Origin of the sequence: Thioclava nitratireducens (genome assembly GCF_001940525.2) — a bacterium.
Lineage (GTDB): Bacteria > Pseudomonadota > Alphaproteobacteria > Rhodobacterales > Rhodobacteraceae > Thioclava > Thioclava nitratireducens.
In genome coordinates this window covers 1,604,151-1,623,202 of sequence record NZ_CP019437.1, presented here as the reverse complement: position 1 = coordinate 1,623,202, position 19,052 = coordinate 1,604,151, and the positions used below count along the sequence as shown (strand labels likewise).

Below are 19,052 nucleotides of genomic sequence, written 5' to 3'. Positions count from 1 at the left end.
TGCAAGCCGCGCTCAGCGGAAGGCCATCGGCAAGGAGAAGCTGTAGCTCGGTTTGCCCAAGCCTTGCGGCGCTGCGGGGAAGCGGCCCGCGCGCCGCACCGCCTCGAGCGCCGCCCGGTCGAGCGTCGTATTGCCCGAGCTTTGCGCAACCGACGCGCCGATGAGCCGCCCGTCGCGCGCTATATTCAGCGCTACGATAACGCGACCCGCACCTGCCCCGCTGGGCGTTTGCTTGGCACGCTCGATCCGGGCGCGAATGTCTCCGCCCCACGATCCCATCAGCGAGCGGATCTGCCCAGCCGACAGCGTCGCCGCGGGGGCCGTGCGGCGGTCGCCTGCGGCCCCTCTGTCGCCCTGCCCCTTCGCCTGCTGCTTGGGCTGTGCCGGGGCGGGTTGCGAGGCCTGTTGCTTCGCGGGCGCTTTCGGCTGCGCTGGCTTCGGCGCAGGCGGCGTCGGTTTAGCCTTCGGTCGCGGAGTGTCTAGCGGCGCGGGATCGGCCTGTTCGGGCAACGCCGCATCTGGCGCAGACGGCGCGGTCATCGTAGGCGCGGCGACTTGTGGGGCGAGTTCGATTGGCTCGGTCGGAGCCTTCGGCGCATTGGGCGCAGTCGGAGCCTCAGGCTGCGTCGCCGCGACCTCCGTTTCGACCTCTGGCGGGCGCTCCCACTCCGCGACGCGCGCGGCCATGGACGGGGAAGACGGCGCGAGCGAGACGAGCGCGTCGCCCCCGTCGCCCGCCGATTGCGCCCCGCCCGCAGGCGCAGGCTCCCAGACCAACAGCACGCCCGCATGGACCGCGAGCGCCGCGCCGAGCGCACCTGCGAAAGCGAGCCCCCGCGCGGTCATTTGCCCCGCACCACGAGTTTGAGATCGGTGAAGCCAAGCTCCGCCAGCTGTGGCATCAGCCGCGCCAGCGCGTCGCCGGGAAGCTGCCCGTCCGCACGCAGGGTCAGGCCGTCGGCGCAGGCGCCGCACTCCGCTCGCGCGTTCCGCGCTGCCGCCCCCAGCGCGGCCAGCGCCGCATCGCCCCGCGCCTCTCCATAGGCGATCTCGCCTTCGGAGTTCGCAAACAGGACCAGCGCGCCGGGATCGGTCTTTCCCTCACCCGCAGCCTCGGGCGGGGTCACTTCGAAGGGCGTCGGCTGCGCCAGCGTCGCCGCCAGCAGAAAGAAGATCAGCAGCAGGAAGACCACGTTGATCATCGGCAAAAGCGGCTCGGGCAGACTGCGCCGGGGCGGATCGGTGAAGAGCCTCATGGCACCAGCACCAGATTGCCGAGCCCCGCGCCGCGCAACGCCTCGATCACCTGCGTCAGCGCGCTCAGATCGCCTTCTTTCGGACGCAGCACGACCGGATCGGAGGGCTGATCCATCAGCGGCTGCAGCGCGCCTGCCAGATCGGAGAGCGCGACCCTCTGCCCGTTCAGACTGACCGTGCCGCCTTCGCCCACATCCACCAGGCGCGGGGGCCCGGACCACTCAGCGCCCGCCGTTCCGCCGCCCAAGGTCAGGTCCAATGTGCGCTCCACCCCGAAACGCGAGGCGAGCATGAAGAACACCAGAAGCAGAAAGACCACGTCGATCATCGGCGTCAGGGCCGGGCGACGGCGCGGGCGCGGCTGACCGAAAGCGAACATCGCGCGCCTCACTCGGCGGCGGCGCGTGGCCGCTCGGAGAGCGTGGCGGGCGCGCGGGCGAAAATGCGGGTCGCGGCGTCCTCCATGTCGTGGCGCAGGCGGTCCACCACGGCGTCGAAGCCCGACAGAGCGATCTGCGCCGGGATCGCCACAGCCATGCCCGCCGCCGTCGTCAGAAGCGCCTCCCAGATGCCCCCCGCCAGCGTCGCCGGATCGGCCTGGACCCCCGCCTCCTGCAGCGCGCGGAAAGCCGCGATCATGCCCGCGACCGTGCCCAGAAGCCCCAGAAGCGGGCCGATCACCACGGCCAGTTCCAGTGCCCGAAGCCCCGAGCGCGCCCGTGCCAGCAGATCGCGCGCGACGCGGCCCGTCTCGGCCTCGGCCCCGGCCCGATCGAGCTGCGGATCGCGCAGGCTCGCCATCGCCGCTCGGACCAGCTGCGCGCGCAACGATCGCCGTCCGGCCACAGCCGCCTGGGCCCCGTCGGGATCGCCTGCCGCCCAGGCCGCGATCGCCGCCTGGCTATGCGCCCCGCCCGACCACGCACCCGCGGCCAGCAAATCCCAGATTTTCCAGATAATCACCGCGAGCGAGATCACGGACAGAGCCGCAATCGCCCACATCGCCGGACCTCCCAGCACGAGCGCATCGAACATGCGCCCCGGAAGCCTTCCGGAAATCTGAGCGGTGCCGTCCATCGCGCCCTCCAATTCGCGCCCGCGGGCGCGGTGAGGTGGTGCCGGCGGAGGGACTCGAACCCCCGACCCCCTGATTACAAATCAGACGCTCTACCAACTGAGCTACGCCGGCGTGACCGGCCCGCAATAGCGCGGCTGAGAAATTCGTGCAAGACGCCGCTCAGCGGGAACGCGCAAGATCTGCGCGCGCCGCATCCGCGCGGGCGAGAATCGCGACGGCGACAAGGCCCACCGCGCAGACCAGAAGCGCGGCGGGGGAGGCATCGCCCAGATTCTCGAGGCTCGCCTTTTCCTGCGTGCGCGTGGCCAGCGTCTCGAAATTGAACGGGCGCAGCAGCAGCGTCGCGGGCAGCTCCTTCACGCAATCCACGAAGACCAGAAGCAGCGCCGAGCCGACCGACCCGCGCATCAGGGGCAGGTAGAGGCTACGCAGAACGCCCCCTGGCGTGCGCCCCAGAGACCGCGCGGCCATCGGCAACGAGGGCGGCACGCGCCCGAAGGCGGCGTCGCTCGCGCCTTGGGCGATGGCGAAGAATCGCACGACATAGGCGAGGATGATCGCGAAGGCCGAGCCCGTCAGCAGCAAGCCCGGATCATAGCCGGTCAGCGCCAGTACGGTGTCGGCCAGCGCATGATCGAGACCGGCGAGCGGGATCAGGATGCCGACCGCCAGCACAGCCCCCGGCGCGGCATAGCCGAGTGTCGTCAGCGGCAGCACGGCACGCGGCAGGCGCTGCCCCGAGAGGCGCACCCCATAGACCATGAACAGCGCGAGCGTCACAGTGATCGCAGCGGCCGCGCCCCCGGTCAGGATCGTGTGCCATAGCGCGAGCCCGAGCCCCCGGCCGAACCACGCCTCGGGATTGGCGAGCGCATGTCCGCCCATCACTGCGACCGGCAGCACGAAGCCCAAAGCCACCGGGAGCACGCAGGCTAGCGTCGCCACCCAGCCAGCCGCACCCTTCAGGCGCTGCGCCTGAACCGGACGGGCCTGACGCGCGCTTTGGTAATACTGGACACGACGGCGCGAGAGTTTCTCGACCATAAGGAGCGCGAGCACGATCCCGAGGATCACCAGCGCGAGCTGCGCCGCCCCGCCTGCATTGCCGCCCGAAAGCCATGTCGAGAAGATGCCCGTGGTCAGGGTCTGCACGCCGAAATGATCCACGACGCCGAAATCCGCCACCGTCTCCATCATGGCGATCGCGGCCCCTGCGGCGATGGCTGGACGGGCGAGCGGCAGGCCTACGCGCCAGACCAGCGCCCACGGCCCGGTGCCGAGCGCGCGGGCGACCTCGTAGCTGGCGCCGGATTGCTCGCGCAGGGCCGCACGGGTGATCAAATAGATATAGGGATACAGCGCGGCAGACAGCACGACGACCGCCGCCTCGCGCGAGCGGATTTCGGGAAACCAGTAATCGCGCGCCGAGGCCCAGCCGAAAGCGCCGCGCATGGCGGTTTGCATCGGGCCGGAATAGTCGAGGAAATCGGTGAGGGCGTAGGCTCCGACATAGGCCGGGATCGCGAGCGGCAGCAGGAGCAACCATTGTAGAATGCGATGCCCCGGGAAGCGATACATCACCACGAGCCACGCGGCCCCCGCCCCGATGGCGGATGCCAGAAGCCCCACGCCGCCCGTCAGCACTGCCGTGTTGATCAGGTAGCGCGGCAGCACGGTCGCGATCAGATGCGGCCAGATATTGTCGCGCGGATCGAGCGCCATCCATCCAACGGCCAGGATCGGCGCAAGCACCAGCACAGCAATCACTACGGCCCCGAGCGACCACAGCCCACCAGCCGGACGCAAGCGCCCGCGCGATGCAGAGATGGGGCGGGCCGGGAGGGATGGGGCGGATTTTGGCACGGGCTTTCCCGATCAGTTTTGTCGGAATTGTCCCGACCTCCTACCCCGAAACGGGTTTGCCTGTCCAGAACGGAGCGGCTAGAGTGAGCGCCAACAATAAGGGCTTGACCCGGCAGACGATATTGAGGCGCGCAGAATGAAAGTCGTTTTCCATCTCGGAGCGCATTCGACCGATGAAGATCGTATCGTTGGCGCGCTTTCGAGCAATGATCGGCTTCTCGAATCTCATCGCATCGCCGTGCCCGCGCCCCGCAGCTACCGAATGGTTCTGCGCGATGCGCTGGTCTCTTTGAAAGGCGGACCGGCCCCGCAGGAAGTGCAGGACGCGATCATCGAAGCGAGCACCGACGCGCCGGTCCTCGACCGGCTGGTGTTCAGCCACGCATTCTTCCTCTGCATCCCCGAGCGGGTGATCACCAAGCGCGGGTTCTACGCGATGGCGCCGAGCAAGCTCGCGCCGCTGGCGAACTTGTTTCCCGACGCGGAGACCGAGTTCCACCTCGCGCTGATCAACCCCGCGAGCCTGATCCCGCAACTGGTCGCGCGGCTACCCAAGCGCAACTACGAGCAGATCATGGAAGGCCACGACCCGCGCGAGCTGCGCTGGGAGCCGCTCATCCGACAGATGGTGGAGGCCGCGGGCGGCCGGCGCTTCGTGATCTGGTGCAACGAGGACCTGCCGCTGATCTGGCCCGAGGTGCTGCGCTCTGTCGGCGGGCTGCCGGAGGACCAGGCGCTCAAGGGCGACATGATGGTCCTGCGCCAGATCATGCCCGAAGAGGGGATCGAACGGCTGCGGAGCTATTTCGACGCGAACCCGCCGAAATCGGTGCTGCATCGGCGCAAGATCGTGGCGGCGTTTCTCGACAAATACGCCAAGCCCGAAGCGCTCGAGATCGAGGCGCCGCTGCCGGGCTGGACCGATGAACTGGTCGAGGAAATCACCGCGCAATACGACGCCGACGTCGCCGCGATCGCGCGGATGCCCGGTGTGGAATTCATCGCGCCCTGAGCACAGGGCGGGTCGCGCCGGACCATCGCCCGGCGCGCGGCGGCGCTCAGCCCATCCCCAGCGCGGATTTGTAGAGGTCGAGAATCGCTTCTTCCTCGGCCACGTCGTCCTTGTCGCGTTTGCGCAGGGCGACGATCTTCTTCAGCACCTTGGTGTCGTAGCCGCGGGCCTTGGCCTCGGACATGATGTCCTTCTGCTGCTCGGCGATGTCTTTCTTCTCGGCTTCGAGGCTCTCGAACTGTTCGATGAACTGGCGCAGTTCGTCGGCGGCGACATTGTAGGCGGCATCGTTGGGCATGGGCCTCTCCTGCTTGCGATCGGGGGTCGGCGCTCTGACTAGCCCGAGCGTCTGCGCGCATCAAGAGGCGGCGCGCGCGGATCGGCGGGTTCCGCAAGCCGATTTTTCCTGTGCGATTTCCCGCGATCACACAGGCGCCCGCGTTTTTCTTGCCATACCCCCCGCGACGGGCTAGGCAGGCGCGCGCAACTTTCGGAGGCCGCAATGGAAAATCTGATCTGGGCAGGGGCCGTCGTCTCGGTGATCGGGCTGTTCGGCATCCTCTATTGCATCGTCAAAGTGGCGAGCGCCAAACGCGCGGGCCTGCCCGACGAGGAACTGCGCGCACGGCTGCAAAAGATCATTGCGATCAATATGGGCGCGCTGTTCGTGTCGGTGATCGGGCTGATGATGGTGGTGCTAGGCATCTTCCTCGGCTGAGGCGCCCCGTCCGACGGGCGCCTCGCCTCAAGCGTCGTCGAGATCGGCGAAGCACTTCCCGTTACGGATCAACACATCCCACAGCGTGACCGGCTCGGGGGCGCCCTCTTCGACGAGTTCGCGCAGCAGCTTGCGCGTGGCGAGAAGCCCGGCGCGGTCGGCGGCGAACATCACCCCGCCCATCTGTGGCGCAAAGCCCAGCACGTGGCGCGCCGCGACGTCGATATCGCCGGCCCGATGCGCCTGCGCGTGCTGCAACAGCTCCGCGCCGCAATTGGCAAGCTCGGCCAGTATCCGGGCGCGGATGCGCGCATTCGACAGGCGACGCGGCACGATCCCCGCCTCGTCGCGCAACGCTGCCAGCGCCTCTGCCTGATCGGGCACCGGGCGTGGCGAGTCCTCGCTCCAATCGTAGAAGCCCTTTTGCCCCGCGCCTTTCGCCGCGGCATCGAGCGCGAGCAAACTCAACAGCGGACCGAATGGACGGTGGAGCCGCGCGAAATCCTCTAGCACGGCGTCGATGCCCAGCCGATCGGTCAGTTCAAGCGGCGGACGCGCGCCGCCTGCCTCGCGGATCGCGGCATCGACCTGCGCGACCGAAGCCCCTGCGAGCACCGCCCGCTCTGCCGCAGCGATATAGGCCAGGCGCAGATGATCGGCGATGCCGCCTATGCCTGGACCGCCGCGCAGAACCTGCATCCCGCCCTGCCGCATCAACCCTGCCATCGCGTAGAGATCGGCAGGCAGCGCGCCGTCGGGCGGCACGATTTCGCACAGATCGCCGGTGCTGCGCAGCCCGAATTCCTCCGCGCCTTCGGGCAGGTCCTCGGCATTGCGCGCGCTGAGCGGCGCGGCCGGGAAAGCCCCCGTCCCCGTCGCGATAATCGCATCCGACCCAGATAGTCCCTCGCGGGTCATCGCCGCGCCAAGCCGCGCCCAATCGGCCTCGCGGATATCGGGCGACAAGCTGCCGCTCTGCACCGCGATTTCCTGCTTGCGCGCGATATCGGCGAAGGCGGTCTCGATCGCGGCGGGATCGGTTGCCCCGAACACCACCTCGTGCCCGGCGGCGAGCAAGCCCCCCGCCATCCCGGCGGGCTGATCCCACAGACCGATCCGCAACGGCGGCGGTGCGGTGGGATGCCCTTCCCCGGGCAGATGAGCGGCGCGGCGCGTGACCCGGGCGGCGTGACGCAAGGCTCGTGACAGCGGCGCGTCGAGCAAATCCTGCAACGCCACCGCCTCGACATCGAGCGCCTCGTCGAGCGGCAGCAAAAGCGCCCCCTCGACCACCTCGAAAAGCCGCGCACCCACTGGCGCGAGCGGCCCCTTCCCCAGCTGCGCACGCAGCGGCGCGAGATCGTTGAGATAGGCTGCGGGATCGTCCAGCGCGGTATCGGTGCGCGGCACGCCCTCGGCGATGAGCATATCGAGCGCGGCGGCGATCTGGCTGCGATCGGTCGCGCCCAGCACGAGGTCGCATTGGCCCTGCGCCCGGGCGGGCTCAGCCTCTACCTCTTCTCCGGCAGCCACGAGCGCGAGCGCTCGCGCGCCACCGATCCGCCGCGCAAGCCGCACGAGACCGCCCGCGCCGACGAAGCCGCCAAGCGCGAATTCCGGTGCCGCGAAACAGGTATCGGGATCGGCGATGCGCAGATCGGCGGCCTGCGCCAGCGCCATCGCACCGCCCGCGATCCGGCCGGAGAGCCGCGCCAGCACAGGCAGGTCGAGCGCTCCGAGCCGACGGCACAGCTCCGACAGGCTCGGCACCGCGTCGCCCTTCCCGGCGCGCGGCGAGATTTCGTCGAAATCCTCCAGCGGATCGGGCGCACAGGGCCAGCCCGACGCCCCACCCTGCAAAACCAGACCGCGAAGGCTGCTGTCGCCCGCGACCCGGTCCAGCACACCGCCGATCGCCTGGCGCATCTCGGCGGTGATACCCGCCCGCGCGCCCTGATCGTCAAGCGCTGCAAGCGTCAGCCAAGCCAGCCCGTCCTGTGTACGGAATTTAACCCGTTTCGCCATCGTCCCCCACTTGTGACGGGACATCCCGTGCGATGCGCCGCCGCGCGAAGTTTAAAGCGAAGCAGGTTCAAAACAAAAGGGAAAACGCGCATTCCCACAGGGGAGGTGCAGGGGCATCGAGCTCCTCCTGCACCGTCCAAAGAATGCGCTTCACGTTACTGGCGGGGCGCCTTTGCGCCCGGCGCGTGCTCGCGGCAGAACGGCGTCGCAGGCAGCAGATCGAGCCGCGCTTCGTCGATACGCTCGCCGCAGGTGACGCAATAGCCGTATTCGCCCGCTTCGATCCGGGCCAAGGCCGCATCGATCGCGCGCATCTCGGACTGCGCCGACTGGCCGAGGTCTTCGAGAACCTCGTCGCTCTCATGCTCGATCGCGGCGTCGTCCCAATCCTTTTCCTCGTGCCCCTCAAGTTCGGATTCGACCTGTGCCATCCGCTCCGAGAGTTGGGCCCGCCGGGCTTCGAGTTCGTTCTTGCGCGTTTCAGTTGACTTCATCCTGTCCTCCTTGATCGATACAACCAGCTAATCGGGCAAGCGTTCCTTCGCTTTGACGCAAATCAACCGGTCGCATTCACGCACATATGCAGATATCAACGTGCTTGCGCCCTCGCAGGCGCGAGGGCTAGCATCCGGACCGTGACGGGTTCCGGACGGAGAGCCCGTTCGATCCGAAATGGAGCACGGGGAGAGCTCATGCATCAAGATTGGATTTGGGGCCTCGTCGGGGGCCTGATGATCGGCGCCGGCGCCGGCCTGTTTCTGCTGGTCAACGGCCGGATCATGGGCGCGAGCGGCATCGTCGGCGGGCTCGTCGATGGGTCGGGCCGCGAAACCGTGTCTGAACGCGTGGCCTTCCTCGGCGGGCTGATCGCGGTGCCGCCGCTGCTCGTGCCGCTCTACAAGACGGTCGACACCCATATGACGACATCGGTCTGGGTCATCGTCGCGGCGGGCCTGATGGTGGGTCTTGGCACGCGGATCGCGAACGGCTGCACCTCGGGCCACGGCGTCTGCGGGATCTCGCGATTTTCGCTGCGCGGCATCGTCGCCACCGCCTTCTACCTGCTGGGAGGCGCGCTGGTCCTCGTGATCTTCCGGCATTTTCTGGGAGTGATCTGATGCGCAACGTCTTCGCGTTCCTGTCGGGCGGGCTGTTCGGCGCGGGCCTCCTCGTGGCGGGCATGGTCGACACGAAAAAGGTGCAGGGCTGGCTCGACGTGTTCGGCGACTGGGACCCGACGCTGGCCTTCGTGATGGGCGGCGCGGTGAGCGTGATGGCCTTCGTCTGGATCTTCGCGAAGCGGCGCGAAACCTCGATGCTGGGCTCGCCGATGCCGGGGCCGTTCCCGCGGCTGGTGGACCGCAACCTCGTGCTCGGATCGCTCCTGTTCGGCGCGGGTTGGGGCCTTGCCGGGCTGTGCCCCGGCCCCGCGATGGGCTCGCTCTCCTTCAATGGCTGGGAAGGCTGGCTGTTCCTGATCGCCATGGGGGTCGGCATGGCGCTGGCGCCACGGGCGAAAGTCTGGCTGAGCATGCTGGATCGCAGCACGCTGGAGGTGCCGCCCTGCGAGAACGGGACCAACGAGACGCCCACACCCCCGGCGGCGCGTGGCGCGTAAGGCTACACCGCGCTTCCGTCGGCAGCTTTCGGGGCGCCTGTGGTCACAGGCCCGACTGAATCTTCAGCGGTGGTAGCTCCTCCTCGTCTTGCGATGGCGCGAGCGTGTCGAGATCGAGCGGCTCGCCGAAATCCATATCCGGGGCAAGCCCGACCAAGCCGCGCGGCTCCGAGGCTTGAACGGCATGCCCCCCTTTTCCGCGTCGTAAGCAGGATCGAACGGGTCGCCGAGGCGGGACAGGCCGGGCAGATCGTCCGGCGTCGGCGCCTCCGCATAGGGTGACACTCCGGCATCGAACGCCCCCACCCCTTGCGCGCCAGCAGCCCCCGCGGCTTCCGCGTCACACAGCCTCAGCGCCCGCATGCCGTGGCTTTGCCCAAGCCGCGCGAGCGAGAGCTTGCGCCGCCCCTCCGCCTCGAGCGCGATCCGCTCCAGAGCGTCTTGCGGGAGCGGAATCTCGGAACCCTGACGCAGCGTGAGCACGGCGGACAGCGGCAAGGTCACACGGTGCAGGACCGCTTCAAGCTGCGCGGAAGCCGCGAGGATGGAGCGTTCGAACGTGGCAGACCAGTCGCGCGCGGGGTCGTCAGGGACGAAAGCGGCCTCCGGGCTCGCAGTTCCCTTCGCATCCTCCCACGTCGCCGGGGCCACGCGGCGCATTGCGGCGCCCCGCCCTTCGCGCGGAACCGCCCAGAGGAAACCGCCGCTGCGTTCGCCCGTCGCGCCGAAGCTGAGCTCTGCCGTCCAGACACGATAGCTGACATCTTCCAGCAGCAAGCCGAGCGGACGGGGGTCGTCGAGATGCGAGGCGAAGCGGAAGCCCCCGGCCCATGAAATAGCCGGCTCGCTAATCAGGGCCTCCTCGATCTCGGCCAGCACCGCATCGACGAAATCGGCGGCGATCGCAGCATCGATCCGGGTGGGTTTCCGCGGGGCGGGCATGGTCTTGCCGAACCGCCCCATCGTCTGCATCTCGATCAGCGTCGCCAAAGTGGCGGGCGGAAGGGCGAGGACGCCGAGCGCCTCCGCCGGCCCTTCGATCACCGCAAGCAGTGACAGGTCTTCGAGCATCTCCGGCAAATCGGCGAGCGACCGCATCACCTCTTCGATCGCAGTGACCTGCAACGGTAGATCAAGCCTGTCCTGCGCGACCTTGGACAGCGCGAGCGTCACCGCACGGGCAGGCGTGATCGGGGCCGTGCCCGCACCCGTCTTCGCCGCCTCGGTCTTACGCCGCAGCACCGATGTCTCGCGCTCGTGAACCATGACCTCCATCCGCCCGCTTTCGGGGTCTCTTTCCCAGCTTTGGCAGGTCGAGGTTTACAAACCGTTTCAAATGCTACGGCGATCGCGTCTTAGCGTGAAAGCGTTGCGCTCTCGGAAGCCTCGTCGGAGGGTGCGCGCAGATCACTGCGCCGGAGTGGCAGGGTGATGCGGAACGCGGCCCCGCCCTGCCCCGGCACATAGTCGATCGTGCCGCCCAGATTGGACATGATCTCGCGGCAAATCGCGAGCCCGAGCCCCGCGCTACCGGCGCGGCTTTGGTCGGTCAAGCGGGCGAATTTCTCGAAGATCAGCTTTTGGCTCTTTTTCGGAATCCCCGCGCCGTTGTCGATGAAATCGATCTGCACCCGCTTGCCGCGGCGCTTAACTTCGATCCGCAGCACCGCCTTCTCGGCATCGCAATATTTCCGCGCGTTCGAGATCAGGTTGATCATGACCTGAACCAACCGGTCGGCATCGGTGAAGATCGGCATATGCTCGGTCGGGAAATCGCGCTCGATGCGGAATGTCCGTTCGGGCCGCGTCGAGGAGGCCGATTGCACCGCGCGGTTGATCAGGTCGTGCAGATTGGCGACCGAGACATTGAGCTGCGCGCGACGGTTTTCCAGCACGGACAGGTCGAGCAGATCATCCAGCAGACGCGTCAGGCGGCGCGCTTCTTCATGGATGATCTCGGCATATTGCGCGCGCATCGAATCCGGCAGATCGGGCTCCATCAGAATCTCGGAAAACGCCCGGATCGAGGTCATGGGCGTGCGTAGCTCGTGGCTGATCTGGCTGAGGAAGCTGTCCTTCTGAACCGACAGATCCTGCAGCTTGTCATTGGCCTCGCGCAGCGCACGCGCAACCCGGGCCAGCTCCTCGGATTTCGCCTCTAGCCGCGCGGTGTATTCCTTCGCTTCGGCCGTCTCGCCCGCCACCGCGATCAGATCTTGCATCGACACGGAGGTGCCCCCGGTGAGCTGCGCGATCATCGCATGCGCCGTCGAGGCACCGACCGAGCCTGCCAGCTTCCGCTCCAGTCGGGCGAGGAAATCGGGCGTGGTGTCGGGCAGGAACCCGGCCTTGCCCTGCCCCGCCGCCTGCGCCTGAAAGAAATGTTGCGCAGGCTCGGCGCCCAGAATGCGCTGCGACATCGACAGCAGGTCCTCGGCCTCGGCACCGCCTTGCACCCAAGATCGCGCGGCGGGGCTCTGGTCGTAGATATTGACAAACGCCACGCCCTGCAGCCGCTCCATCGGGCCGGGGAAGGACAGCATCGAGAAGATCAGGAAGGCCAGCGTGTTGAACAGCAGAGACCAGAACAGCGCATGCAGCAGCGGGTCGAGCCCCGCGATCCCGAACAAAGCATGCGGGCGCAGCCATTCGAACCCGAAGAGGCCGTGATCGAGAACGATCTGCGGTATCAGCCCGGCATCGCCCACCGACGGCAGGAACAGCGTATAGGCCCAGAGCGCGAAGCCGATCACCAGCCCCGCCGCCGCGCCCACATGGGTCGCGCCGCGCCAGAAGATGCCGCCGATCAACGCTGGCAAAACCTGCGCCGCGCCGACGAATGCGATCAAGCCAATCGCCGCCAGCGCCTCGGAACCCCCCGACATCCGGTAATAGGCATAGCCCATCGCCAGCACAGCGATGATCGAGACCCGGCGCGAGGCCAGAACCAGCCCGCGCACATCGCCCTGGGCGCGCGGCCCTTCCCTGCGCAGCGCGAGCCAAAGCGGCGTCACGATATGGTTCGAGACCATTGTCGCGAGCGCAATCGCCGCGACGATCACCATCGACGTGGCCGAGGAAAACCCACCCAAGAAGGCCAGCAGCGCCAGCTTCCCCTGCCCTTCGGACAGCGGCAGCGTGAGGACGAACAGATCGGGGTTCGCGCCCTCGGGCATACGCTCCAGCCCCATCACCGCGATCGGCACGACGAAGAGGCTCATCAGCATCAGATAGGCCGGAAAGGCCCAGCTTGCGGTGGCGAGGTGCCGCTCGTCCACGTTCTCCACGACCAGCACCTGAAACATACGCGGCAAGGTCAGGATCGCGGCGGCGGAGACGAAGGTCAGACCAGCGAAGCGCCCCGGGTTGAGATTCCACTCCGCGATTTTCGACGCGTCGATCCGGGCGAGCATATCCATCGGCCCGCCGCCCAGGCCCCAGACGACGAAAACGCCCACCGCGACCAGCGCGACCAGCTTCACCACCGCCTCCAGCGCGATGGCGGTGACGACGCCATGGTGCCGCTCGTTCGCATCGAGGTTTCGGGTGCCGAAGAGAATTGTGAAGATCGCAAGCCCGCCCGCGATCCACAGCGCCGTCGCCCCTTGGTCGGGCAATGCCCAGCCCTCGGGCGTCCCGGCGGCGAAGACGCCGAAGCTCAGCGTCACCGATTGCAGCTGCAGCGCGATATAAGGCGTGGCGGCGGCGACCGACATCAGCGTGACGATGACGCCCAGCGTGTTCGATTTCCCGTAGCGGCTGGAAATCAGGTCCGCGATCGAAGTCACGCGATGGGTGCGCCCGATCCGCACGAGCTTGCGCAACACCCACCACCAGCCGACGAAGACAAGCGTCGGGCCGAGGTAGATGGTCAGGAATTCCAGCCCAGAGCGCGCCGCGTAGCCGACCGCGCCGTAGAACGTCCATGCGGTACAGTAGATCGAGAGCGAGAGCGTGTAGATCACCGGCGAGCGCAGAAAGCGCAGACGGCGGCGCTCTGCACGGCGTTCCGCGACGAAGGCCACCGAGAAGAGCACGATCACATAGGTCAGGCAGACCGCGACGAGATTATTGAAGGGCATCTCAGCCCTCCGGCGGCGGCGCGTCCGGCGCGCGGCGTGTGGAGTCGGCGTCCATCCGGTCGTCGTCCGCGTTGGCCGTGCCTTCGGCCACATCCTCTGCATCGAGCACCGGGCCAAGCCCGCGGGCGATCGCGAAGGCCGCGACGATCAGGGCGATCCAGACCCCGAACAGGTAGAGCCCTCCACGACCGGTATCGGGCATCGGGGTCTGCGCCGGATGCCACAGGCCCGGGATCAGGATCAGCACGAGCCCGACGAGCGGCAACAGCCGCGCCGCATCCATCAGGCGGCGGCGGCGATAGGAACGGCGGGCAAGAAAGAGCGGCTGGCCCGTCTGCGGCATCAGGCGGGCTCCCGGCGCGCCGCGCCCCCGCCGGTGATCGCCTCGAGCTGATCGAGCACGTCGCCATTGGCAAAAGGTTTGGCGAGGAAGGCCGTCGCCCCGGCGCGGGTCGCGGCATCGCGGTCGCGCCCCTGCCCGCGCGCGCTGAGCATCAGAACCGGCAGATCACGCAGCGCGGCATCCGCGCGCATATCGGCAAGGATTTCGAGACCGGACCGCCCCGGCAGCATCAGATCTAGGATGATTGCATCGGGCGGATCGCCGGTGATGCGCGCCATTGCCCGCGCGCCGTCTTCGAGCACCGACACCGTCCAGCCGGCACGCGTCAGGATGAACCGGATCGCTTCCGCGATATGCGGCTCGTCCTCGATCAACAGCACCTGTCTTTGCGCCATAGCCATCCCCCTCACCCGACTATCGCCACCGTGTCGCGCCCTGTCAAACCCTCACGCCCGCTCCGCCGATGCATCCGCGACGATCGAGGGCTCGCGCCGCCCCGGACAGTCGCCACGCGGGCAAATACGGCACGACGCACCGATCGGGCGCGCCGGGGCATCGGAGCTCTGCGGCGGCGCGGGCAGGATCAGCATCGTCGCGCGCATCAGCACGGGTCCGTCGAAGCCGGTCGGGCGCGGTTCGGAGACGGCATATGTCAGGAAGCGTTGCGGCAGCCGCCCGGCCATGTCGACCAGCGCCCGGATCGGCTGCATCGGACGCGCGAGCGCCTCGTAGAGCGGCCAGAGGGGACAGGCGGCGGCGAAGCGCGGCAACAGGAAGCCGGGCGCTGCGCGGCGGAAGGTCAGCGTGCCCGAGCCGTCGCAGATCACGAGCCCCGGCTGCCCCAAGCCCGGCGCGCCCGCCGGCAGCGCCGCGAGCCGCCGCAACACCTGCGCGAGCGGCACCGCGAAGCGCGCGGCCAAGCCCCCCGGATCGGGCCCGAGCTCGGCTAGCGCCGCCAGCAGCGGATCGAGCGGCAGCGCACGCGCATCCTCCGCCTGCCGCCGCAGATGGTTGCGCGCCAATTCCCGAGCCGCCGCGGAGGCCAATTCCGGCGCGCCCGCGATCAGCTCGGCCGGATCGGTCCCGTCCCCCTCGAGTTCCGGGAAATGCCAGCCACGCGCCTCGAGCCACGCCTCCACCTGTTCCTGCGGCGAGGACAGACCGGTCTCGGCGGTTTCCATCTCGTCGAGATAGCCGACCAAGGCCTCTGCCGTCCCCGAAAGGCGCAGGCTTTCCTCCTGGATCGTGTTGAGAAACCGCGCGCGCCATTCCGGCTCGATATCCTCGGTCTCGACAAGGATCGCAGCGGTAGAGCGCAGCGACGTCACAGCCGAGAGCACCTCGTGGAGCGAGGTCAGCAGGAACGGGTCCTGGGCCATGCGCTCTGCATAGGTCTCGACGACGCGCTCCAATTCGGCCAGCCGCGCCTGACGGTTCACCAGAAGCGCGGCCCAGGCGGGAAAGCGGCCCACGAATTCCTCGATCCGGTCGAGGTCGGGCGCAAGCTGGCTGACAGTCGCGGCGCTGCCAGCCTCGCCGGCCTCGGCCAGCTCCACCGACGCCGCCGCCTCGCGCAGCCCTGCGAACAGCGCCCCTTCCGCCCCCTCGCCCAGCGTGACCGGATCAATGCCCATCGCGCTCGCGATCCGCTCGATCAAGGCATCGCTGACGCGGCGGCGGTTGTGCTCGATCAGGTTGAGATAGGCGGCGGAAATTCCGGCGGCCCGCGCGAGGTCAGCCTGTTTCAAACCGAGCGAAGTGCGCCGCTCGCGAATGCGGGTGCCAGTGAGTGCGGAACGGGCCATATGCAATACTCCTGCCCTCGCTTTTACAGGCAAGTGCAGGAGAAGAAAATCATTTTACAGCGCTTTACACGCCGCTCAGCAGGTTCCCACGCCCGACGGGGCGACCGTGGCCATACCGGACATCCCCGCGACGCCCGGCTCGCATTCCCCGATGTCGCGCTCAAGCTGCGTACAGCCCGCGAAGGCGACCAGCGCGAATAGGGCTGCAAGCTGCGCGATGGTTGCAGAAAAGCGATGTCTCATAGCTTCCTCCAGTGCTCGAAACGGGATGTTTTCCCGAATGTCATTCTACATTCCCGCCTTTCGGCCTCGATGATCTGCGTCAATGTCCAGGCCGATTTGACAGCGCAGATCGAAGCGCCATCATCAATGCGGCAACGCAGCAAAAAGGCATGGCATTGCGGAGACGCGGATGGAGCCCGATACGATCGAGACCGAACTGGCCAGCGCCATCGATACGGCGCAGAAATTCCTGCCGGACTGGGCGGTGGCGCTGATCACCTATGTCGCGGCGGCGCTGCTCGCTCTGCTGCTGTTCCGGGTGGTGTTCACGGCGCTCACTCGCGCGGTGGCCGATCGCGATCTGTTCTGGCGCTCGCTGATGGCGCGCGGCGCGCGACCGATGCGGCTGATACTGCTGATCGTGGCACTCGGCCTCGCGAACGGGGTCGCCCCGGCCGGCGCTGCGGTCACCAGTGCAATCACGCATATCCTGTTGGTCGCGCTGATCCTCTGTCTGGCATGGATTGCCTATACCGCACTCTACATCTGGACGACGATCCATCTGCGACGCTTCAAGCTCGACGCGGAAGACAACCTGCTGGCGCGCAAGCACGTCACCCAGACCCGCATCCTGATGCGCGTGGCCAAGGTGATGATCGTGATCATCGCGGTCGCCACGGCGCTGATGACTTTCCCCGCCGTACGCCAATATGGCGTGTCGCTCCTCGCGGCGGGTGGCGCGGCGGGCCTTGTGGTAGGCCTTGCGCTGCAACCGGTACTGAAGAACCTCTTCGCTGGCATCCAGCTTGCCCTGACCCAACCGATCCGGATCGACGACGCGCTAATCGTCGAAGGCGAATGGGGCAATGTGGAGGAAATCACGTCCACCTATGTCGTCATCCGCGTCTGGGATTGGCGGCGGCTGGTGGTGCCGCTGAGCTATTTCATCGAACAGCCGTTCCAGAACTGGACCCGCGAAAGCGCAGAACTGATCGGCACCGTGATGATCTACCTCGATCACACGGCCGACATCGCCGCCATCCGCGCGAAAGCCGAAGAGATCGCCCGTGCCGATCCATTGTGGGACGGCAAGGTCTTCGCGCTGCAAGTCACCGATTTCCGCGAGCGGGTAATGGAAGTGCGTATCCTCGCCTCCGCCCGCAACGGTCCGCGCACCTTCGATCTGCGCTGCCATATCCGCGAGGAGTTGGTGGCGTGGATTCAAGCCGAGATGCCGCACGCCCTGCCCCGAACCCGGGCCGATCTGTCCCCGGCCGAAGCTGCATTCCTCGGGGGGCCCGCAGGTGAGGCGTCCTCGGCTGACGCGCCACCAAGTGACGCGCCCTCTCCCTGAACAGGTTTCTCAAGCGCCTTCCTTCGAGTCCACGTATCTCCGCGCTAATCGAACGCGTCGAAATGCGCCCCGTAATTCACCGCACGGTTGGAACATTTGTCCATCGCATCGACGAGCCATTGGCGATCCGGTACGGGCCTGCCGACCAGATGACGTCCCAGCGCATCTTCCCCCTTCGCGATATTGCCTGCGACGTCGCCGCTGAATTCCAACAAGCGTTCCAGCCAGAAATCCTGCGCCTCTCCGACATAGCCACCGCTTCCTCCGCCCGAGAGTCCCCGCACCACCGCGAGGCAATAGGCCGCCTCGATCGGCTGTGTGGGCGTATCGAAGAGATAGCTCGGCGGGGCCGCGAACTGGCTTTTCCATGCGAGGTAGAACAGCGCGCCCGCAAACCCGATCACGAAGATCGAGTAGAGCGCCGTCAGGGCCGGGTGCGTGCGCTGCTGGCGCTTGCGAGCCCGGGCGCGAGCCCGCGCACGTTGCGCGGTGATTGATCGATCGGCCATGCGACTGCCTCCTGCCGCCCACCAAAGCCGATTCCCCTTAAGAAACCGCGAACATGGAAAAGCCCTCCGGCGCACCGGAGGGCTTCGTCATCAGCAACAGGGCCGCGTTTATTCGAGGCCAGCCTTGTCGGTCACGTCATGGGTCCAGGCGCCTTCCGGCTTCTTGGTGATAACCGGGTCCGAGCCGCCCGACATCAGAACATCGACGGTGCGATCGTAATCCGCGGGATCGAGCGTGCCGTTCGAGCCTGCGGTCAACTTCGAGACCTCTTTCATCATGCCCAGCTGGTGCTCCATCGTCTGCGCACCGGTCTCGTCATTGTCGAGCACGATCTGCGCGGCTTCCTCCGGATGCGCCTCGGCGTATTTCCAGCCTTCCATCGAGGCCTTCACGAATTTCGCCATCTTGTCGACGAAGGCCGGGTCCTTGAGGTTGTCTTCGAGCACGTAGAGGCCGTCCTCGAGCGTCGCCACGCCCTCGTCTTCGTATTTGAAGGTGACGAGCTGGTCCGGCTGGATCCCGGCTTCGAGCACCTGCAGATACTCGTTATAGGTCATGGTCGAGATACAGGCCGCCTGCTTTTGCAGCAGCGGATCGACGTTGAAGCCCTGCTTGAGAACGGTCACGCCATCGTCGCCACCCTCTGTGGAGATGCCCAGATGGTTCATCCAGCTCAGGAACGGATATTCGTTCCCGAAGAACCAGACGCCCAGAGTATGACCCGGGAAGTCCTCGGGGGTCTTGATGCCGCTTTCCTTAAGGCAGGTCAGCATCATGCCTGACTTCTTGAAGGGCTGGGCGATATTCACCAGCGGCAGCCCCTTCTCGCGCGCGGCCAGCGCCGCCGGCATCCAGTCGACGATGACATCGGCGCCGCCGCCGGCGATCACCTGCTCGGGGCCGATATCGGGGCCGCCCGGCTTGATGGTCACGTTGAGACCCGCATCGTCGTAGAAGCCCTTGTCCTGCGCGACATAGTAGCCTGCGAACTGGGCCTGCGTGACCCATTTGAGCTGCAGCGTCACGTCCTCGTTGGCCCAGGCGGCCCCCGCCATGGTGAGGCTAGCCGCCACCCCTGCGATCAGTTTCTTCATCTTTCACTCCACTGTTGGCCCCGGATCTTTACGCCCGGGATTTTGGGTTTTTCTCAGGCTCTTCCTTGCCC

At 67.3% G+C, this 19,052-nt stretch carries 21 protein-coding genes and 1 tRNA gene; 5 read left to right on the top strand and 17 right to left on the bottom strand.

Annotated elements, in window-relative coordinates:
- Positions 1 to 12: 12 nt before the first annotated feature.
- From tolA to BMG03_RS07775, 6 genes are all read right to left on the bottom strand, one after another.
- A complete protein-coding gene (gene tolA / locus BMG03_RS07800) occupies positions 13 to 846 on the bottom strand; it encodes a cell envelope integrity protein TolA (RefSeq protein WP_075774396.1) in 834 nt (277 codons plus the stop codon).
- Complete coding sequence (locus BMG03_RS07795) at positions 843 to 1,256, bottom strand: ExbD/TolR family protein (RefSeq protein ID WP_075774395.1); 414 nt, start codon at positions 1,254 to 1,256, stop codon at positions 843 to 845. Before BMG03_RS07795 ends, tolA begins: the two co-directional genes overlap by 4 nt.
- Positions 1,253 to 1,636 (bottom strand): ExbD/TolR family protein, encoded by a 384-nt coding sequence (locus tag BMG03_RS07790; protein WP_075774394.1) that lies wholly within the window; start codon positions 1,634 to 1,636, stop codon positions 1,253 to 1,255. Before BMG03_RS07790 ends, BMG03_RS07795 begins: the two co-directional genes overlap by 4 nt.
- An 8-nt stretch (positions 1,637 to 1,644) precedes the next feature.
- Complete coding sequence (locus tag BMG03_RS07785; protein ID WP_077701175.1) at positions 1,645 to 2,334, bottom strand: MotA/TolQ/ExbB proton channel family protein; 690 nt, start codon at positions 2,332 to 2,334, stop codon at positions 1,645 to 1,647.
- A gap of 36 nt (positions 2,335 to 2,370) precedes the next feature.
- Positions 2,371 to 2,446: transfer RNA gene (locus BMG03_RS07780), tRNA-Thr, on the bottom strand.
- Positions 2,447 to 2,494: 48 nt separating this feature from the next.
- On the bottom strand, positions 2,495 to 4,057 hold the full coding sequence (locus tag BMG03_RS07775; protein WP_099049377.1) for an ABC transporter permease: 1,563 nt from the start codon (positions 4,055 to 4,057) through the stop codon (positions 2,495 to 2,497).
- Between the two features lie 277 nt (positions 4,058 to 4,334).
- Here BMG03_RS07775 and BMG03_RS07770 point away from each other — a divergent pair, with 277 nt between their 5' ends.
- Entirely contained in the window at positions 4,335 to 5,210 is an 876-nt protein-coding gene (locus BMG03_RS07770) for a hypothetical protein (RefSeq protein ID WP_075774392.1), read from the top strand.
- A gap of 46 nt (positions 5,211 to 5,256) precedes the next feature.
- Here BMG03_RS07770 and BMG03_RS07765 read toward each other — a convergent pair whose 3' ends face one another.
- The gene (locus tag BMG03_RS07765) at positions 5,257 to 5,508 is read right to left on the bottom strand and encodes a DUF2312 domain-containing protein (protein ID WP_075774391.1); all 252 of its coding nucleotides are present in this window, start codon (positions 5,506 to 5,508) and stop codon (positions 5,257 to 5,259) included.
- Between the two features lie 204 nt (positions 5,509 to 5,712).
- Here BMG03_RS07765 and BMG03_RS07760 point away from each other — a divergent pair, with 204 nt between their 5' ends.
- Entirely contained in the window at positions 5,713 to 5,928 is a 216-nt protein-coding gene (locus BMG03_RS07760) for a hypothetical protein (protein ID WP_075774390.1), read from the top strand.
- Between the two features lie 27 nt (positions 5,929 to 5,955).
- Here the strand turns inward: BMG03_RS07760 and BMG03_RS07755 are convergent, their stop codons facing one another.
- Both BMG03_RS07755 and BMG03_RS07750 read right to left on the bottom strand, forming a co-directional pair.
- Complete coding sequence (locus BMG03_RS07755) at positions 5,956 to 7,953, bottom strand: enoyl-CoA hydratase/isomerase family protein (protein WP_075774389.1); 1,998 nt, start codon at positions 7,951 to 7,953, stop codon at positions 5,956 to 5,958.
- A 155-nt stretch (positions 7,954 to 8,108) separates the two neighbouring features.
- Entirely contained in the window at positions 8,109 to 8,447 is a 339-nt protein-coding gene (locus tag BMG03_RS07750) for a TraR/DksA family transcriptional regulator (RefSeq protein WP_075774388.1), read from the bottom strand.
- A 198-nt stretch (positions 8,448 to 8,645) separates the two neighbouring features.
- On the opposite strand from BMG03_RS07750, the gene BMG03_RS07745 reads away from it, so the two are divergent.
- Together BMG03_RS07745 and BMG03_RS07740 are read left to right on the top strand one after the other, a co-directional pair.
- Complete coding sequence (locus tag BMG03_RS07745; RefSeq protein WP_075774387.1) at positions 8,646 to 9,071, top strand: YeeE/YedE family protein; 426 nt, start codon at positions 8,646 to 8,648, stop codon at positions 9,069 to 9,071.
- Complete coding sequence (locus tag BMG03_RS07740; protein ID WP_075774386.1) at positions 9,071 to 9,571, top strand: DUF6691 family protein; 501 nt, start codon at positions 9,071 to 9,073, stop codon at positions 9,569 to 9,571. Before BMG03_RS07745 ends, BMG03_RS07740 begins: the two co-directional genes overlap by 1 nt.
- Positions 9,572 to 9,634: 63 nt before the next feature.
- On the opposite strand, the gene BMG03_RS07735 is transcribed toward BMG03_RS07740, so the two are convergent.
- The 6 genes from BMG03_RS07735 to BMG03_RS20700 all read right to left on the bottom strand — a co-directional run bounded on the left by BMG03_RS07735 (position 9,635) and on the right by BMG03_RS20700 (position 16,044).
- The gene (locus BMG03_RS07735) at positions 9,635 to 10,837 is read right to left on the bottom strand and encodes a FliM/FliN family flagellar motor switch protein (RefSeq protein ID WP_157771569.1); all 1,203 of its coding nucleotides are present in this window, start codon (positions 10,835 to 10,837) and stop codon (positions 9,635 to 9,637) included.
- Between the two features lie 89 nt (positions 10,838 to 10,926).
- Positions 10,927 to 13,653 (bottom strand): ATP-binding protein, encoded by a 2,727-nt coding sequence (locus BMG03_RS07730; protein ID WP_075774384.1) that lies wholly within the window; start codon positions 13,651 to 13,653, stop codon positions 10,927 to 10,929.
- Between the two features lies 1 nt (position 13,654).
- Entirely contained in the window at positions 13,655 to 13,996 is a 342-nt protein-coding gene (locus BMG03_RS07725) for a hypothetical protein (RefSeq protein ID WP_244271013.1), read from the bottom strand.
- A complete protein-coding gene (locus BMG03_RS07720) occupies positions 13,996 to 14,391 on the bottom strand; it encodes a response regulator transcription factor (protein WP_075774383.1) in 396 nt (131 codons plus the stop codon). The genes BMG03_RS07725 and BMG03_RS07720 overlap by 1 nt, the downstream gene beginning before the upstream one ends.
- Positions 14,392 to 14,442: 51 nt before the next feature.
- The gene (locus BMG03_RS07715; RefSeq protein ID WP_075774382.1) at positions 14,443 to 15,801 is read right to left on the bottom strand and encodes a helix-turn-helix transcriptional regulator; all 1,359 of its coding nucleotides are present in this window, start codon (positions 15,799 to 15,801) and stop codon (positions 14,443 to 14,445) included.
- 75 nt (positions 15,802 to 15,876) lie between these two features.
- On the bottom strand, positions 15,877 to 16,044 hold the full coding sequence (locus tag BMG03_RS20700; RefSeq protein WP_157771568.1) for a hypothetical protein: 168 nt from the start codon (positions 16,042 to 16,044) through the stop codon (positions 15,877 to 15,879).
- Positions 16,045 to 16,213: 169 nt separating this feature from the next.
- On the opposite strand from BMG03_RS20700, the gene BMG03_RS07710 reads away from it, so the two are divergent.
- Positions 16,214 to 17,377 carry a mechanosensitive ion channel family protein gene (locus BMG03_RS07710; protein ID WP_075774381.1) on the top strand — a complete coding sequence of 388 codons (1,164 nt, stop codon included), beginning with the start codon at positions 16,214 to 16,216 and terminating at the stop codon, positions 17,375 to 17,377.
- A 44-nt stretch (positions 17,378 to 17,421) separates the two neighbouring features.
- On the opposite strand, the gene BMG03_RS07705 is transcribed toward BMG03_RS07710, so the two are convergent.
- Both BMG03_RS07705 and BMG03_RS07700 read right to left on the bottom strand, forming a co-directional pair.
- Positions 17,422 to 17,886, bottom strand: coding sequence for a hypothetical protein (locus tag BMG03_RS07705; RefSeq protein WP_075774380.1), 465 nt, complete (start codon positions 17,884 to 17,886; stop codon positions 17,422 to 17,424).
- 108 nt (positions 17,887 to 17,994) lie between these two features.
- Entirely contained in the window at positions 17,995 to 18,981 is a 987-nt protein-coding gene (locus tag BMG03_RS07700) for an ABC transporter substrate-binding protein (protein ID WP_075774379.1), read from the bottom strand.
- Positions 18,982 to 19,052 lie beyond the last annotated feature (71 nt).

Bases quoted from the DNA above. Each gene is read 5' to 3' on its own strand.
- BMG03_RS20700 (WP_157771568.1), bottom strand. From the start codon at position 16,044: ATGAGACATCGCTTTTCTGCAACCATCGCGCAGCTTGCAGCCCTATTC.
- BMG03_RS07795 (WP_075774395.1), bottom strand. From the start codon at position 1,256: ATGAGGCTCTTCACCGATCCGCCCCGGCGCAGTCTGCCCGAGCCGCTT.
- BMG03_RS07755 (WP_075774389.1), bottom strand. From the start codon at position 7,953: ATGGCGAAACGGGTTAAATTCCGTACACAGGACGGGCTGGCTTGGCTG.
- BMG03_RS07710 (WP_075774381.1), top strand. From the start codon at position 16,214: ATGGAGCCCGATACGATCGAGACCGAACTGGCCAGCGCCATCGATACG.
- BMG03_RS07760 (WP_075774390.1), top strand. From the start codon at position 5,713: ATGGAAAATCTGATCTGGGCAGGGGCCGTCGTCTCGGTGATCGGGCTG.
- BMG03_RS07740 (WP_075774386.1), top strand. From the start codon at position 9,071: ATGCGCAACGTCTTCGCGTTCCTGTCGGGCGGGCTGTTCGGCGCGGGC.
- BMG03_RS07700 (WP_075774379.1), bottom strand. From the start codon at position 18,981: ATGAAGAAACTGATCGCAGGGGTGGCGGCTAGCCTCACCATGGCGGGG.
- BMG03_RS07785 (WP_077701175.1), bottom strand. From the start codon at position 2,334: ATGGACGGCACCGCTCAGATTTCCGGAAGGCTTCCGGGGCGCATGTTC.
- BMG03_RS07775 (WP_099049377.1), bottom strand. From the start codon at position 4,057: ATGGCGCTCGATCCGCGCGACAATATCTGGCCGCATCTGATCGCGACC.
- tolA (WP_075774396.1), bottom strand. From the start codon at position 846: ATGACCGCGCGGGGGCTCGCTTTCGCAGGTGCGCTCGGCGCGGCGCTC.
- BMG03_RS07790 (WP_075774394.1), bottom strand. From the start codon at position 1,636: ATGTTCGCTTTCGGTCAGCCGCGCCCGCGCCGTCGCCCGGCCCTGACG.
- BMG03_RS07735 (WP_157771569.1), bottom strand. From the start codon at position 10,837: ATGGTTCACGAGCGCGAGACATCGGTGCTGCGGCGTAAGACCGAGGCG.
- BMG03_RS07725 (WP_244271013.1), bottom strand. From the start codon at position 13,996: ATGCCGCAGACGGGCCAGCCGCTCTTTCTTGCCCGCCGTTCCTATCGC.
- BMG03_RS07770 (WP_075774392.1), top strand. From the start codon at position 4,335: ATGAAAGTCGTTTTCCATCTCGGAGCGCATTCGACCGATGAAGATCGT.
- BMG03_RS07705 (WP_075774380.1), bottom strand. From the start codon at position 17,886: ATGGCCGATCGATCAATCACCGCGCAACGTGCGCGGGCTCGCGCCCGG.
- BMG03_RS07730 (WP_075774384.1), bottom strand. From the start codon at position 13,653: ATGCCCTTCAATAATCTCGTCGCGGTCTGCCTGACCTATGTGATCGTG.
- BMG03_RS07715 (WP_075774382.1), bottom strand. From the start codon at position 15,801: ATGGCCCGTTCCGCACTCACTGGCACCCGCATTCGCGAGCGGCGCACT.
- BMG03_RS07750 (WP_075774388.1), bottom strand. From the start codon at position 8,447: ATGAAGTCAACTGAAACGCGCAAGAACGAACTCGAAGCCCGGCGGGCC.
- BMG03_RS07765 (WP_075774391.1), bottom strand. From the start codon at position 5,508: ATGCCCAACGATGCCGCCTACAATGTCGCCGCCGACGAACTGCGCCAG.
- BMG03_RS07745 (WP_075774387.1), top strand. From the start codon at position 8,646: ATGCATCAAGATTGGATTTGGGGCCTCGTCGGGGGCCTGATGATCGGC.
- BMG03_RS07720 (WP_075774383.1), bottom strand. From the start codon at position 14,391: ATGGCGCAAAGACAGGTGCTGTTGATCGAGGACGAGCCGCATATCGCG.